Source organism: Collinsella aerofaciens, assembly GCF_040915425.1.
In the GTDB taxonomy this organism is placed as follows: Bacteria; Actinomycetota; Coriobacteriia; order Coriobacteriales; family Coriobacteriaceae; genus Collinsella; species Collinsella aerofaciens_BW.
In genome coordinates this window covers 1-14,592 of record NZ_JBCPDN010000060.1, presented here as the reverse complement: position 1 = coordinate 14,592, position 14,592 = coordinate 1, and the positions used below count along the sequence as shown (strand labels likewise).

Here is a 14,592-nt window from a genome sequence, read left to right as displayed (position 1 = left end):
ACCCGTACCCGTTCTGGCTGGATTAATGGATGGAAACGGGTGTTCTATCGGGACACACATTTTGTCCTATAAGCCTGTTTTGGTTACTGTGGGACAAATTAATCAGTAGTGTTTGTCCCAAATCTTAAGTATGTGGGGGCTTGCGTCTTGAGCGAGCTTACCTTACGGAGCGCTTTCCTATTTGGCGTCGGCCCAGGTTATGCCGGTGCTGGCTTCGGCGATTAGGGGGACGCGGAGGTCTACTACGTGCTCCATGACGTCGCGGACCATGGTGGTTAGGCGCTCGGCTTCGTCGACGGGGCACTCAAAGTCCAGTTCGTCGTGTACCTGCAGGATCATGTGAGCGGCAAAGCCTTCTTCTTCCAGGCGACGACTTACGCGGGCCATGGCGATCTTGATGATGTCTGCTGCGGTGCCCTGCATGGGATGGTTCATGGCCGTGCGCTCGCCAAAGCCGCGAAGTTGCGGATTTTTGGCCTTGAGCTCGGGAATATGGCGTCTGCGGCCATACATGGTCTCGGCGTAGCCCGTCTGCTTGGCACGTGCTACCACGTTGTCGAGGAACGTACGCACGCCCGGGTAGGCCTCGTAGTAGCGGTCGATCATGTCGCGCGCCTCGGCCATCGAGATATGCAGCGACTGCGACAGGCCGTAGGCCTGCTGACCATACACGATGCCAAAGTTCACGGCCTTGGCGCGACTGCGCAGGTCGGGCGTTACCTCGGACACCGGCACACCGAACACGCGCGCCGCCGTCTCGGCATGGAAGTCCTCGCCCTCGTTAAAGGCGCGCACCAAGTGCTCGTCACCCGAGAGATGCGCCAGCAGACGCAGCTCGATCTGCGAGTAGTCCACCGCCAAAAAGACGCTTCCCTCGCCTGCCGAAAACGCCGTCTTAACGGTACGACCCAGCTCCGAGCGCGTCGGGATGTTCTGCAGGTTCGGGTCGCTCGAGGACAGACGCCCCGTTGCCGTGATGGTCTGGTTGTACGTAGTGTGTACGCGACCGTCACCACGGCGTAGCGGGCCCAGGGTGTCCAGATAGGTGGACTTGATCTTAGACTTCTCACGCCAGTCCAAGATCAGACGCACGATTTCGTGGTCACGCGCAAGGTCGCTCAGCACCTTGGCGTTGGTCGAATAATAGCCGCGCTTAGTCTTCTTGAGGCCCTTGGTCGGAAGCCCCATCACATCAAAGAGCACATGCGACAGCTGCATGGGACTGCCAATATTAAAGGTCTCGTCACCCGCCAGGTCGCGAATACTGCGCTCAACCTCGGTAATCTGGGTCGCCAGACCCTCGGACAGACTGTGCAGACGGTCGGGGTCCACGAGCATGCCCGCGCGCTCCATCTTGGCAAGTACCGGAACGAGCGGCATCTCGATGCCATCGAACACGTTGGCGGCATTCTCACGGGCCATGCACTCGCGCAACGGTGCCACGAGCGCCAGCGTCAGAGCCGCAGTACGGGCGGCAGGCGCCGGAGCGTCCTCACCAGCACCCTCTGCGCCGCGCGCCGCAGGCAGCGCCATCTGCAGATACGTATCGGCAAGATATGCCTCATCGAACTCGGAGCGATCGGAATCCAGCAGATAGGCAGCGACCACGGTATCGAAGATACGCGTGGAATCGGTAGCGAGCGGATCCATGAGCTCGAGTTCAGAAGAATCGATGGGCGAAAGCTCGTGCAACAACGCCTTCATATCCGGGCTCGCCACGCGGCCCTCCACAAACAGGCGCGCAAGCACGCCGGCAATCACGCCGTGGGCGAAGTTGAAGCCATCGACTACGGCAGTGGTACCGCCGTCGCCCTCCTCGAGCGCGAACAGGCCCTTGGACGTCGCCAACCACAGCGTGCGCGTCAGACCAAAGAGCGCGCCCTCTTCCTTGTCGTCGTCCACCACGGCGGCGACCCACTCGCCGGCATCAATCGCGCGGGAAACCTCAGCCGCAACGGCACCAAGCGCGTCGGCATCGCCGGCGGCTGCGCGAACCATCGCAGGTATCTCAAACACACTGGAGGCAGCAGCAGCCCCGCCCTCGCCGCCGATCAGCGCCAAGAAACGGTTCTGCATGGCGGTGATACCAAGCGTGCCCAGCGCCGCGGACACTTCGTCGGCAGAAAACGCCGGGAAGGACGTTTCGTCAAAGTCGAGCTCGACGGGCGCATCGGTGCGAATGGTTGCGACCTTGCGGCTCAGCAGCGCATCGTCGATGTGCGCACGCAGGTTCTCGCCCATCTTGCCCTTGACCTCGTCGGCATGCGCGATGACCTCGTCCAAGCTGCCGTACTGTGCGATGAGCGCGCTCGCCTTTTTGGGGCCGATGCCCGGTACGCCGGGAATGTTGTCCGACGTATCGCCCTTTAGACCGTAAAAATCGGGCACGAGCGCCGGCGTAATGCCGTGATACAGGTCGTCCACGCTCTCGGGAGTCATGATCGCCACGTCGGACAGGCCCTTGCGGGTCGAGACCACGTTGACGTGCTCGGTCACGAGTTGATACATGTCGCGGTCGCCGGTCACCAGCAGCATGTCGCAGCCGGCCTCTTCACCCAGGCGCGCCATGGTTCCCAGGATATCGTCGCCTTCCCAGCCCTCGGACTGCAGAATCGGCACGTTGAGCGCGGTGAGCAGCTCCTTGATCATCGGAAACTGCGCATGCAGATCGGGGTCCATGGGCGGGCGTTGCGCCTTATACTGCGGCAGCATCTCCATGCGCACGCGCGGTTTGCCCTTGTCAAACGCCACGACCACACCGTCGGGGTTAAAGGCATCGATCATCTTGAGAAACATGTTCAGAAAGCCGAAGATCGCGTTGGTGGGGCGCCCGTCCGGCGCATTCATGGTGGGCGGCACGGCGTGGAAGGCGCGGTGCATGAGCGAGTTGCCGTCGATAACGGCAAAGGTGCGGCGCTTGTCAGACATATTGAATACCTCGCTTTGGGCTGGGCACGGTTTGCTCACACCAGTTTACACGCTCCCCGCCCCGCGGCCACCGCACATCAGGCTTCCCTGCCGCCGCGGGCCCGCGCGTGATACGATGGCTCACGGTACATCAACCAGCACGATCGATCCGAAAGGAGCCTGCGTCATGGAGCGTCCCTGCGCATGGAAAAAGTACACGCCACAGCAAGTCGAGGAACTCGAGGAGCTTTGCCGCGGCTATAAGCAGTTTTTGAGCGAGAATAAGACCGAGCGCCTGTGCGTCAAGACCGGCATCAAGATGGCCGAGGAGGCGGGCTACGTCGACTTGGAGACCGTGATTGCCGAAGGCCGCGAGCTCAAGGCCGGCGACAAGGTGTACGCCGCCAATCACGGCAAAGACCTCATGCTCGTCAACCTAGGCACCGTCCCGCTCGAGCAGGGCTTTAACATCCTGGGTGCTCACGTGGACTCGCCGCGCCTGGACCTTAAGCAGAATCCCGCCTTCGAGGCCGGCGACATGGCCTACCTCGACACGCACTACTACGGCGGCGTCAAGAGCTACCACTGGGTGGCCTCCCCGCTTGCACTCGTGGGCGTCATCTGCAAAAAGGACGGCACCACCGTCGACATCAACATCGGCGACAAGGCAGACGATCCGGTCTTTACCATCTCCGACCTGCTGATCCACCTCTCGAGCGAGCAGATGTCCAAGCCCGCCAAGGACGCCGTCGACGCCGAGATCCTCGACGTGATCGTGGGCGGCCGTCCCGTCAAGTTTGACGAGGACGACAAGGACGCCCCCAAGGAGCCCGTCAAGCAGATGTTCCTGGACATCCTTAAGGAGCAGTACGACGTCGAGGAGGAGGACTTCCTCTCCGCCGAGATCGAGGTCGTGCCCGCCGGCCCCGCCCGCGACATGGGCCTCGACCGCTCCATGATCTTGGGCTATGGCCACGACGATCGTGTCTGCGCCTATCCGTCCATGCTCGCCCAGATCGACGTCGCCAACGTGGAGCGCACGAGCATCACGCTCATCGTCGATAAGGAGGAGATCGGCTCCGTGGGCGCCACCGGCATGACGAGCCGCTTCTTCGAGAACACCGTCGCCGAGATCATGACGCTCGCCGGCGAGGACAGCCCGCTGGCCCTGCGCCGCGCGCTCGCCCGCAGCCGTATGCTCTCCTCCGACGTGTCCGCCGGCTTCGACCCGGGCTATGCCGGCAAGTTCGAGACCAAGAACGCGGCCTTTATGGGTCGCGGCCTGTGCTTTAACAAGTACACGGGCAGCCGCGGCAAGGGCGGTTCCAACGACGCCGATGCCGAGTACGTGGCCCTCGTCCGCGACATCATGGACGAGGCCGGCGTGGACTTCCAGACCTGTGAGCTCGGTCGCGTCAACGCGGGCGGCGGCGGCACCATCGCCTACATCATGGCCAAGTACGGTATGAACGTCATCGACTCCGGCGTTGCCGTCCTGTCCATGCACGCCCTGTGGGAGGTCGCCAACAAGGCCGACATCTACGAGGCCTATCGCGGCTACAAGGCCTTCATCGAGCGAGCCTAACCAACCCTTCATCAGTTGCGGTGAAATACGGACTAAACTGGCCCATAAACGGCCAAAACAGACCGTATTCCACCGCAACTTCCTTTTTGGCAGAGGAGAGTCCATGCTGCAGGTCATCATTTCGCCCGCCAAGCAGATGCGCGCGGCACAAGATGCTTTTGAAGTTCAGGGGATTCCGCCCTTTGCGCGCGAGACCGCCCAGCTGCACCATGCGCTCTTGGACATCGAACGAACCGAAGGCGACAGCGGTCTACAAGCTCTGTGGAACGTCAGCAACAAGCTGCTGGGCCCTTGTCTCGACATTTTGCATGAGTTCGAGCCCATCTTGGGAAACGGCGATCTTGCCGATTCCGGTATCGCGCGCCGCATCTCCCCTGCAATCATGTCCTATCACGGCATTCAGTACCAGAGCATGGCACCCGAGGTAATGGATGCCGAACAGCTCGCCTGGCTGCAAAGCCACCTGTGGATCCTCTCCGGCCTCTACGGGTGCGTTCGTCCCTTTCATGCCGTCGAACCGTATCGGCTGGAGATGGGCGCGAAGCTCGCCGTTGACGATGCCCGAGACCTCTACGCGTTTTGGAGCGACAAGCTCGCACGGGCCATCGCTCCGGCGGGCTCCAACGCTACGATCGTCAACCTCGCCAGCGCGGAATACGCCAAAGCCGTTCTGCCCCACCTCGCGGGCGACGCCACGGCCGTCACGTGCCTCTTTGGCGAGGGTATCCGCAACGGGAAGCCCATCCAACGGTCGACCGCCAGCAAAAAGGCGCGCGGCTCCATGGTGCGGTGGATGGCAGAAAACAAGCTCGAGGATGCAAGCGAACTTACCGCATTCAACATCGGCTATCGGCACATCCCCGAGCTTTCAGACAAAAACACCCTGGTTTTCATGAACGCACAGGCACAATAGGCCCGCCGTTTCCAAACACCCCGTTACTCCGCCAAGCCATCGGCCTTTGCAATCCCGTTTGTCGAACCGTCCTGATAGACAATCTTGACGTGCTCAACCTCGGACACCGCAACACCCGTCGGAGGCTCCAAACGCCATTCCGTCAGGGCGATATCCATGGTCGTGGGCACATCTCCTTGATCTTTGAGCTTCACCGTGAGCGTTTTGAGCGCCGCGTCAAACGTCACGCATTCGATTTCTTCACCTGGAATGGACCCACCACTCAGTTGCAACTGCACAAACTCGTCGCGCGGATACCAATAGTCGCCCGGCGCGGCGAGCGTATTGGCATTACCGCCAGTACTCCTCACCGTCATAATCGGTAGGCTATCATCAGCCTCGAACTCCCATTCAGCGCCGCCGCGACCGCCAAACGTCCAGATACAAAAGGCAATCACCAACACGGCAAGCACCGCAAAACCAATCGCGACAAGGCCATGGTGCGCACGGCTTTCCGCGGCCGATACATCCCATTGTGTCTCTCGATATAGATGCTTGTCTTCCATGTACGCCTCCCCACAGGCACGCTCGTTAGGCCAATCGTACCCATTCGAGCTATACTTGAGCCCACCACATAAACGGGGAGCTTGCAGGACAAGACGGCAGGCTGAGACTGGGCGCGCCCGCCCTGACCCGCAAACCTGATATGGGTAATGCCAACGAAGGGAGCCGTGCCAATGAGCACACAGACCGAGCCCAAGCTCGTCACGCAAATCGACTTCGCCCGTGCCGGGCAGATCACGCCGCAGATGAAGGAAGTCGCCGAGCGCGAGCATCGCGACCCCGAGTACATCCGCGAGCGCGTGGCCGACGGCCGTATCGCCATTCCCGCCAACATCGTGCACATCAAAAAAGGCATGCGCGCCTTTGGCGTCGGTGAAGGCCTGTCCACCAAGGTCAACGTGAACTTGGGTATCTCGGGCGACAAGGCCGATGCCGCCGAGGAATGGAAGAAGGTCAAGATCGCCGAGGACTTTGGCGCCGACGCCATCATGGACCTCTCCAACTCGGGCAAGACGCGCCAGTTCCGCCAGCAGCTCATCGACGAGACGCCGCTCATGGTAGGCACCGTCCCCATGTACGACGCCATCGGCTACATGGAAAAGCCGCTGGTCAAGCTCACCAAGGACGACCTGTTCGAAGTCGTGCGCGCGCATGCCGAGGACGGCGTGGACTTTATGACCATTCACTGCGGCATCAACAAGTCGGTCACCAAGACCTTTAAGGAGACCGGCCGCCTGATGAACATCGTGAGCCGCGGCGGCTCACTGTTGTTTGGCTGGATGGAGGTCACCGGTAACGAGAACCCGTTCTATGAGTTCTACGACGAGTTGCTCGAGATTTGCCACGAGTACGACGTGACGATTTCGCTCGGCGACTCCTGCCGCCCGGGCTGCCTCTACGACTCCAACGACGCCACCGAGACCGCCGAGATGATCGAGCTGGGCAAGCTGTGCAAGCGCGCTTGGGCCGCCGGCGTCCAGGTCATGGTCGAGGGCCCGGGTCACATGGCGCTCGACGAGATCGCTGCCAACATGAAGCTACAGAAGCGCCTGTGCCACAACGCCCCGTTCTATGTGCTCGGGCCGCTGGTGACCGATATCGGCGTGGGTTACGACCACATCACCGCTGCCATCGGCGGCGCCATCTCCGCCAGCTCCGGTGCCGACTTCCTGTGCTACGTGACACCAGCAGAGCACCTATGCCTGCCTAACGCCCAGGATGTGCTCGACGGCCTCATGGCCACCAAGATCGCCGCACACGCCGCCGACATCGCCAAAAAGGTGCCCCACGCCCGCGACATGGACGACAAGATGGGCCAGGCACGCCGCAAGCTCGACTGGGACGCCATGTGGAAGTGCGCGCTCGACCCGGTTACGGGCAAGAAGCGCTACGAGGAGTCCCCCGCCGCCACCGAGGGCACTTGCACTATGTGTGGCAAGATGTGCGCCGTCCGCACCGTCAACAAGATCTTCGAGGGCACCACGATCGACCTCGGCATGGAGGACTAGCCCTGTCGCCGCGGCCGCTTCTGGCGGCGAGCTGGTGCCTGTCAATTGTTGACATGTGAACATTTGCTTGCATTTGCGTAAAGATTGCATCGCCCGCCCGGGTTCGACATAGAGTCGGCCCGGGCATCTTTATAATGCTGGCTTATAGACCCATTTGATTCCGACCGAACAAGGGAGCGAACATGGATCGCAGTAAGGTACCTGCCGTTCTATCCATCGCAGGATCCGATTCCAGCGGTGGCGCCGGCATTCAGGCCGACATCAAGACCATCACGGCGCACCGCCTGTATGCCGAGACGGCCATCACCGCCATCACCGCACAGAACACCCTGGGCGTCACCGCCGTGCAGAACATCTCCCCGGATATTGTCGCGGCGCAGATCGATGCCGTTTTTGACGATATCCGCCCCAACGCCGTCAAGATTGGCATGGTTTCCTCTGCCGAGATTATCGATGTTATCGCCGACCGCCTGAGCGCTTGGAACGCGACAAACGTGGTAGTCGACCCCGTCATGGTAGCCACCTCGGGCGCTCGTCTGATCGCAGAGGACGCCGCCGAAGCGCTTACACACCGCCTGTTCCCGCTGGCAACCGTCATCACGCCCAATATTCCCGAGGCCATGGCCCTGCTCGACTACGAGGTCGACTCCGAGCGCACGCAGCAAAATGCTGCCATGCTCCTCACCCGCCGCTTTGGTTGCGCATCCCTCGTTAAGGGTGGGCATCTTGTCAACGAGGCCAACGATGTACTGGCCGAACCCGCGCCACTCGATGACGAGGGCAACCATCTGGGAGATCCACTCACCACGTGGTTCCGCCACAAGCGCATCGAGACCGACAACACGCACGGCACCGGCTGCACGCTCTCGTCCGCCATCGCCTGCGCGCTGGCCCAGGGCATGGATCTTGCCGACGCCGTCAATGCGGGCAAGGCATACCTAACGGGCGCTCTCGCCGCCGGCTTTGACATGGGCAAAGGTTCCGGCCCCGTCAATCACATGTGGCAGTACTAAAGTCCGCAACCCAAACCAACACAAAGGTGCCCGCCCCCTTTGTGTTGGTTTGGGGTCGCGCTACTCACCGAGCATCTCTTGGAGCTTGGCTGCCACGGCGTGACCCAGGCTCTCATGGCTTTCGGGCATCATATGCAGATAGTCGATATCGCCCGGCTCGGCAAAGTCGGCGGCATTCAAAAAGTCGCAGCCAAACTGCTCAGCCACATGCGCGTAGTACTCACCAAAATGTTCCGAGGCTTCTACGGAATGCTCGTCAAAATCGGTCATATATACGTCGGCGATCTGCGGCTTAATCTTGATAGGCGACATCAGCAGAATGCGCGGACAAGGCGCAGCGTCGGTCCACGGAAACGCGCGGACGGCGCGAATCAGCGCCATGGCGCCACGGGCGATATCGGAAGCTGTCACGTTAAAGACCGTCTTACAGTCGTTGGTGCCCAGCATGATCACAATGGCGTCCAGCGGCTTATGGGCCTCGAGCAGCATCGGAAGTGCGCGGATGCCGTTAAGATTGGTGTCCAGATGGCACATGTCGTCGCGTACCGTCGTGCGGCCGTTGAGGCCTTCTTCAATTACATGCCAGCCCTCGCCTAAGTCACGTTGGGCCACGCCGCACCAGCGCACATCCTGCGCATAGCGCACCGCGGTGCCGTCGCGCATGCCCGCCGGATCGTAACCGTAGGTGTTGCTGTCGCCAAAGCATAGAACGTTTTTCATCGTAAGCCCCTCGCTCAGTAAAAAGCCGACGGAAGCAGCCTCTCCCGCCGGCTCGACCTATCTGTCAGCACGTACCGATTACAGGTACTTGCGCCAATCGTCCTCGTCCTCATCATCCTCGGTAGCAGCCTGGGCTTGCTCGGCGGCGCGAGCTGCCGCAGCGCGAGCGGCAACCTGGGCATAAGACTCCTCGTTGCGCTCGGGGAAGTTTGCCAGCACGTGCTCGAACTTGGCAAAATCCTCATCCCAGCGCGTAGAAGGCACGGCAAAGAAGACTTGCTTGACCTTAAAGTCGCCCGACGCGAGCTCCTTGCAGAAGAGCTCGGCCACGGCCTCTGCGTCAAAACCGTTGTTGTCGCAGCCCCAAGCGCCCAGCACGAGCTTCTCGCGACCCAGCTCGTCGCAGATGGCAAGCACAAAGCGAATGCGGTCGCGCAGGGCATCCAGCAGAGCATCGTCGCTCACGCGATACTCCTGGCGGGCGCGCTTAACGTTGGGCGCGGCGGCCACGATCACGTCGGCGTATGCATGCACGTGGTTGCGGTCGAAGCGCACCGCAGGCACCACCAGCGCACGGTTTCGGTAAAGCTCGCAGTTGATGTTGCGGCGACGGTTCTCGCCGTACCATTTGCGCTGCCTATCGAGAACGTTGTACAGATACGAATCGGCGCACAGCGTGGCCTCCTGGCCCAGATAGCCCTGAATATAGCCACCGCCCGGGTTGGTGAACGAGGCAAAGGCGAGCACGGCCATGTCGCAGAACTGCGCATAGCCACGACCGTTGTCCAGGATGGCCTGCGTGGCGGAGGCATCGAGCACGGTAACCTCGGGCAGAACCGAAGCGGGCTCCTCAGCAGGCGCGGACTCAGCTTCAGCGATTTCCTCGGCAGGCTCCTCGACGGGCTCGAGCGCTGCCTCGACCTCGGCAGCCTCCGCGCCCTCGACGTCCTCGGCAACCTGTTCTTCGGCGGCCACAGCACTCTGAACCTTGGCCTTCATCGCCGCGACAAAGCCGGCAGGCATACCGTCGAACTCGCGCACGCCGGCAAGCGAGCGCTCGATATCCTTGGCGCACGCTTCGGACACAGTCACCACGTGACGCTCGGCGGCCTTGGCACGGGCCTCGCGCTTGGGATTGGACTGTCCCGCGCGATTGGGCCTGCGGTTACGGTTCCTGTTGTCGACGTCTGCCATAAGTGGTCACCTTTCTCGGTCTCTGCCGCTATCGGCTTTTCCATCCATGATACCCCGCCACGCACAAAAAAGACGGCCCCGAAGGACCGCCTTCCGCATCGATTTACACGTGCGCAAGCACCGCTGCAATTTGGCACTAGTCGCGACGACCAAGGATATTCAGAATACGCAGGAACACGTTGATGATGTCCACGAACAGGTTGGATGCCATGAGCACGGCGTTGGGCAGCGTGGGCGGCACCGTCGTGGCCACATAGGTGTCGTAGCCAATAAAGCCGGCGAACACCACGATCACGATCAGGTCGGTGATGGACTGCGAGACGCCCATAAACATCAGCACGATCTCGACCAGAATCGTGGCAAGCAGGATGCCAAAACCAATGCCGTACACACGCTGGAAGAACTTGGGGAAGGTCACGCCCAGCGCACCAAAGACAAAGGTGATGGCGGCCGTGGCGATAAAGGCAGTGTTGATGGTGGGCAGGTCGTAATTGGCAAGGCCAAACGACGCGGTCAGGCCAAAGGTACTCGCAAAGATTACGTAGCCCACAAGGGACAGACCCACAGACTGCTTGCCCGCGGCGGCCGACATCATGACCATGCCGACGATGGTCAAAATAAACGAGCCAAAGACCAGCGGCAAGGCGGCGCCGCTCATCATCATGCGGGCGAACGCCATGGTGCTCGTAAAGTAAGCACCGGCACCCATGGCGCAAAAGCCCAAAAAGATCAGGGCAGACATGGCAAGGTTGTACGCACGCGGCGACATCTCCTTGGCACGGCTTGCGCCGGTCTCAATGGGGCCGTTCTGATAACCCTGGATATCGTTCATAATATCGTCCTTTCAAAAGCGCCGCGACAGCGCCGTAGGTGACAAGATTCCTGCCATTGTACCCGAATGCCGCGCGCTCTTACCTGCGGCGCCCGCTCTCGAGCGTACGGTCGAATGCCCACACCCACCAACGCATCAGATGGGCCTGCGAGCCATCCGGTCGCTCGCGCGCCTGTTCTTCCAGATACAGTTCGGTCGCATGCCCACCAAAACGAACCTTATAGGTTGCCGTACGAATGCCGTGAACCGTTAGGCCAAAACCGGTGGATGAGACAATCTCGTCGATCGTAAAACAGCGACCGTCGACCCAGCAGACGGTAACCGGCACGACTTGTCCGCCCGCGAGGATGCGGGCCACGACGTCCACATACTGCTTGTGCACGCGTCGAGTTTTACCATCTGTCTGTCGATATTCCATGCCTCCTATTATCGAACGCATGTTTGCATATTGTAAAGCGAACAGGCTGTGGTTTTGGGATGTTGGGGCGCGCACGTGTCCTCATGGCGTGCTAGCAAAAAGAACACCCGCGGTCAACAGGGCAAATATTCAATGTTAGTGCCAAAAAATTCACTTCTCCCATCAGAACTCGGTAAAGAAACCCGCAGGAGGTGATACGATTTATCATGTTTTTGTAACGTGCCTGCAAACTTCGAGAAAGCCCATATATGGACGTAACGTTCTCAGCCTTCCTCGGCCAAATTGTGTCGAACCCAGTCCTTGCCGTCACCGTGATCCTCGCGCTCGGCGCTATCTTCGTCAACGGATGGACCGACGCGCCCAACGCCATCGCGACCTGTGTCACCACGCGCTGCATGCCCGCCCGCGCAGCCATTCTCATGAGCGCCGCATTCAACTTCCTCGGCGTGCTCATCATGACGCACTTTAACGCGAGCGTCGCCAACACCATCTCACATATCGTCGACTTTGGCGGAAACAGCACCATGGCGCTCGCGTGCCTCTGCGCGGCGCTGTTCTCCATCGTCGTCTACGGCGCCACGGCATCGCGTTTTGGCATCCCCACCTCGCAAAGCCACAGCCTTATCGCCGGCCTGACCGGTGCCGCAATCGCCCTCGGCGGCGCGAGCAGCGTCAACGTCCACGAGTGGATGAAGGTCATCTACGGCTTGGCGCTCTCCATCGGCCTGGGCTTTATCATGGGCTGGGTCCTGTGCAAGCTCGTCTCGATTCTTTTCGCCGCCGCCAACAGGCGACGTGCCAATGTCTTCTTTAAATATGCTCAGATCGCAAGTGCCGCGGCCATGAGCTTTATGCACGGCGCGCAAGATGGACAAAAGTTTATCGGCGTGCTCTTTTTAGGTGTCGCCTTTGCCAGCGGACAGACGAGCGTCGGCGACGCCGGCATCCCCATCTGGATCATGCTGCTGTGCTCGGCCACCATGGGCATCGGCACCAGCGTGGGCGGTGAGCGCATCATCAAGTCTGTCGGTCAGAGCATGGTCAAGCTCGAAAAGTACCAGGGCTTCTCCGCCGACCTGGCGGGCGCCGCAAACCTGCTGCTTGCCACGCTCACCGGCATCCCCGTGTCCTCCACGCACATCAAGACCTGCGCCATTATGGGTGTCGGTGCCGTCAAGCGCCTCTCGGCGATCAACTTCGGTGTCGTCAAGGACATGATGTTCACCTGGTTCTTCACCTTCCCCGCCTGCGGACTTATCAGCTTTGTCATGGCCAAGCTGTTCATGATGTTCATCTAGTCAAACCGAACGTCCATCCGGACCGCAATACCTCGCCCACCCGTCTTCGCCTCGAAAGGACCCACTCATGGCAAAGAAACCCGATTCGTTCTACTTTGACAACTACGTCGCCTGCGCCGACCTTGCTGTCCAGGCCGCAGAGTTGCTCATCAAGATTTTTGAGAACTTTGATCCCGCGCAGATCCACGGCATGCTCGAAGAGATGCATGCGATTGAGCATGCGGCCGACAAGAAGCACCATGAGCTCGAGGATGCCCTGCTCACTGCCTTTATCACCCCGCTTGAGCGCGAGGATCTGGACCTGATGAGCTGCTCGCTCGACACTGTGCTTGACCGTATCGAGGGCGTCGTGCAGCGCGTCTACTTCACCAACATCCAGAGCATCCACCCCGATGCCATTGTCATCGCCCACAAGGTGACCGACGCCTGCCGCGCCATGAAGGACCTTATGGTCGAGCTGCCTAATTACCGCAAGTCCAAGACCCTGCGCGAGCTGGTCATCCAGATCAACACCATTGAGTCCGAGGCCGATGAGCTCTACATCAACGCCATGCGCAACCTGCACGTCAATGGCAAGGACCCGCTCGAGGTCATCGCCTGGCGTGACGTCTACGCTTTCCTGGAGTACTGCGCCGACTGCTGCGAGAATGTGGCTGATGTCGTGGATTCGATTGTCATGAAGAACAGTTAATTGGGGGTACGTGTCCCGGCGGCGAAGGGCCGGCACCTGTTTGCTTTCTCACTCCGGCTGCATGGCAGAGTCGTTCGAAAGTAAACAGGTGCCGGCCCTTCGCCTTACGTACCACCATTGGGAACTTTGGCTGATACTTTGAAAGCGATGGGGCTTTTGTTGGCGGGGCCTTTGGACCCGATTGGGAACTTTGGGACCGCCTTAAACGTTTGGGTGGATGGGGCTTTGGGTACCCTTTGGTTTATTTGGATTGATTCGTTGAATTTGGAGGGCTTGGTTGTGAGTTATTTGGATTTGGCTCGTTCTCGGTATTCTTGTCGTTTGTTTGAAGACCGTCCTGTTGAGCAGTCGGTGGTGGATGCCATTGTTGAGGCTGGGCGTATTGCTCCTTCTGCTTGTAATAACCATCCAACCCGTGTGATGGTGTTGGATACGCCTGAGCTTCTGGAGAAGGCTGCTGCTTGTCAGCCTCGGTTTGCTCGTGATGGGTCTATCTTTGGCGCTCCGCTTATCTTCCTTATTTGCAGCGTTACCGATGATGCTTGGGTGCGCCCGTATGATCAGATGAATTCCAGCGAAATCGATACATCCATCGTTTGCGATCAGATGATGATGGAGGCCACCGAGCAGGGCCTGGGAACGTGCTGGGTATGCCATTTTAAGCCAGAGGTGGCACAGGAGCAGTTCAATCTGCCCAAGGGCGTTTATCCCTATCACATGCTTGTCTGTGGCTATCCTGCCGACCACATCACCGATCCCGAGCATCGCGAGGCCCGTACCATTCCCCTCCCCGACTTCCTCCTCAAGTAGGTTTTGGGACATGCCTTAAAACCTACCCTTGACCGCTCACCCGTTCGCCGAGTTCTGCGCCATTATGTGCAGGGCTCGGTTTTGGCTTATAGGACAAAATGTGTGTCCCGATAGAACACCCGTTTCCATCCATTAATCCAGCCAGAACGGGTACGGGTCC

13 protein-coding genes are annotated in these 14,592 nt (G+C 60.1%); 7 read left to right on the top strand and 6 right to left on the bottom strand.

Annotation, left to right across the window (positions count from 1 at the left end):
• Positions 1-177: 177 nt before the first annotated feature.
• Positions 178-2,928, bottom strand: a complete 2,751-nt coding sequence (polA, locus tag AB5164_RS08275; RefSeq protein WP_368143103.1) for a DNA polymerase I — start codon at positions 2,926-2,928, stop codon at positions 178-180.
• A gap of 166 nt (positions 2,929-3,094) precedes the next feature.
• On the opposite strand from polA, the gene AB5164_RS08270 reads away from it, so the two are divergent.
• Positions 3,095-4,492, top strand: a complete 1,398-nt coding sequence (locus tag AB5164_RS08270; protein WP_368143104.1) for an aminopeptidase — start codon at positions 3,095-3,097, stop codon at positions 4,490-4,492.
• Between the two features lie 103 nt (positions 4,493-4,595).
• Positions 4,596-5,405: a YaaA family protein gene (locus AB5164_RS08265; RefSeq protein ID WP_368143105.1), complete on the top strand. Its 810-nt coding sequence runs from the start codon at positions 4,596-4,598 to the stop codon at positions 5,403-5,405.
• Between the two features lie 23 nt (positions 5,406-5,428).
• On the opposite strand, the gene AB5164_RS08260 is transcribed toward AB5164_RS08265, so the two are convergent.
• Positions 5,429-5,950 carry a hypothetical protein gene (locus tag AB5164_RS08260; protein ID WP_368143106.1) on the bottom strand — a complete coding sequence of 174 codons (522 nt, stop codon included), beginning with the start codon at positions 5,948-5,950 and terminating at the stop codon, positions 5,429-5,431.
• Between the two features lie 171 nt (positions 5,951-6,121).
• Between AB5164_RS08260 and thiC the strand changes: the two genes are divergently transcribed.
• Entirely contained in the window at positions 6,122-7,456 is a 1,335-nt protein-coding gene (thiC, locus tag AB5164_RS08255) for a phosphomethylpyrimidine synthase ThiC (RefSeq protein WP_117820371.1), read from the top strand.
• A 182-nt stretch (positions 7,457-7,638) separates the two neighbouring features.
• Positions 7,639-8,469, top strand: coding sequence for a bifunctional hydroxymethylpyrimidine kinase/phosphomethylpyrimidine kinase (gene thiD / locus AB5164_RS08250; protein WP_368143107.1), 831 nt, complete (start codon positions 7,639-7,641; stop codon positions 8,467-8,469).
• A gap of 60 nt (positions 8,470-8,529) precedes the next feature.
• Here the strand turns inward: thiD and AB5164_RS08245 are convergent, their stop codons facing one another.
• The 4 genes from AB5164_RS08245 to AB5164_RS08230 all read right to left on the bottom strand — a co-directional run bounded on the left by AB5164_RS08245 (position 8,530) and on the right by AB5164_RS08230 (position 11,633).
• Entirely contained in the window at positions 8,530-9,189 is a 660-nt protein-coding gene (locus AB5164_RS08245; protein ID WP_368143108.1) for an SGNH/GDSL hydrolase family protein, read from the bottom strand.
• A 78-nt stretch (positions 9,190-9,267) separates the two neighbouring features.
• Positions 9,268-10,383 (bottom strand): TIGR02452 family protein, encoded by a 1,116-nt coding sequence (locus tag AB5164_RS08240; RefSeq protein ID WP_368143109.1) that lies wholly within the window; start codon positions 10,381-10,383, stop codon positions 9,268-9,270.
• A gap of 136 nt (positions 10,384-10,519) precedes the next feature.
• Positions 10,520-11,215: a Bax inhibitor-1 family protein gene (locus AB5164_RS08235; RefSeq protein WP_343001257.1), complete on the bottom strand. Its 696-nt coding sequence runs from the start codon at positions 11,213-11,215 to the stop codon at positions 10,520-10,522.
• Between the two features lie 79 nt (positions 11,216-11,294).
• Entirely contained in the window at positions 11,295-11,633 is a 339-nt protein-coding gene (locus AB5164_RS08230) for a hypothetical protein (RefSeq protein WP_343001258.1), read from the bottom strand.
• 248 nt (positions 11,634-11,881) lie between these two features.
• Between AB5164_RS08230 and AB5164_RS08225 the strand changes: the two genes are divergently transcribed.
• The 3 genes from AB5164_RS08225 (at position 11,882) to AB5164_RS08215 (ending at position 14,432) form a co-directional block, all read left to right on the top strand.
• Positions 11,882-12,931 carry an inorganic phosphate transporter gene (locus tag AB5164_RS08225; RefSeq protein ID WP_343001259.1) on the top strand — a complete coding sequence of 350 codons (1,050 nt, stop codon included), beginning with the start codon at positions 11,882-11,884 and terminating at the stop codon, positions 12,929-12,931.
• A 67-nt stretch (positions 12,932-12,998) separates the two neighbouring features.
• A complete protein-coding gene (locus AB5164_RS08220) occupies positions 12,999-13,622 on the top strand; it encodes a DUF47 domain-containing protein (RefSeq protein WP_118080370.1) in 624 nt (207 codons plus the stop codon).
• A 126-nt stretch (positions 13,623-13,748) separates the two neighbouring features.
• A complete protein-coding gene (locus tag AB5164_RS08215; protein WP_368143110.1) occupies positions 13,749-14,432 on the top strand; it encodes a nitroreductase family protein in 684 nt (227 codons plus the stop codon).
• The last annotated feature ends 160 nt before the right edge of the window (positions 14,433-14,592 follow it).

Excerpts from the sequence above, each read along its gene's own strand:
- polA (WP_368143103.1), bottom strand. The coding sequence starts at position 2,928 with ATGTCTGACAAGCGCCGCACCTTTGCCGTTATCGACGGCAACTCGCTC.
- AB5164_RS08270 (WP_368143104.1), top strand. The coding sequence starts at position 3,095 with ATGGAGCGTCCCTGCGCATGGAAAAAGTACACGCCACAGCAAGTCGAG.
- AB5164_RS08265 (WP_368143105.1), top strand. The coding sequence starts at position 4,596 with ATGCTGCAGGTCATCATTTCGCCCGCCAAGCAGATGCGCGCGGCACAA.
- AB5164_RS08260 (WP_368143106.1), bottom strand. The coding sequence starts at position 5,950 with ATGGAAGACAAGCATCTATATCGAGAGACACAATGGGATGTATCGGCC.
- thiC (WP_117820371.1), top strand. The coding sequence starts at position 6,122 with ATGAGCACACAGACCGAGCCCAAGCTCGTCACGCAAATCGACTTCGCC.
- thiD (WP_368143107.1), top strand. The coding sequence starts at position 7,639 with ATGGATCGCAGTAAGGTACCTGCCGTTCTATCCATCGCAGGATCCGAT.
- AB5164_RS08245 (WP_368143108.1), bottom strand. The coding sequence starts at position 9,189 with ATGAAAAACGTTCTATGCTTTGGCGACAGCAACACCTACGGTTACGAT.
- AB5164_RS08240 (WP_368143109.1), bottom strand. The coding sequence starts at position 10,383 with ATGGCAGACGTCGACAACAGGAACCGTAACCGCAGGCCCAATCGCGCG.
- AB5164_RS08235 (WP_343001257.1), bottom strand. The coding sequence starts at position 11,215 with ATGAACGATATCCAGGGTTATCAGAACGGCCCCATTGAGACCGGCGCA.
- AB5164_RS08230 (WP_343001258.1), bottom strand. The coding sequence starts at position 11,633 with ATGGAATATCGACAGACAGATGGTAAAACTCGACGCGTGCACAAGCAG.
- AB5164_RS08225 (WP_343001259.1), top strand. The coding sequence starts at position 11,882 with ATGGACGTAACGTTCTCAGCCTTCCTCGGCCAAATTGTGTCGAACCCA.
- AB5164_RS08220 (WP_118080370.1), top strand. The coding sequence starts at position 12,999 with ATGGCAAAGAAACCCGATTCGTTCTACTTTGACAACTACGTCGCCTGC.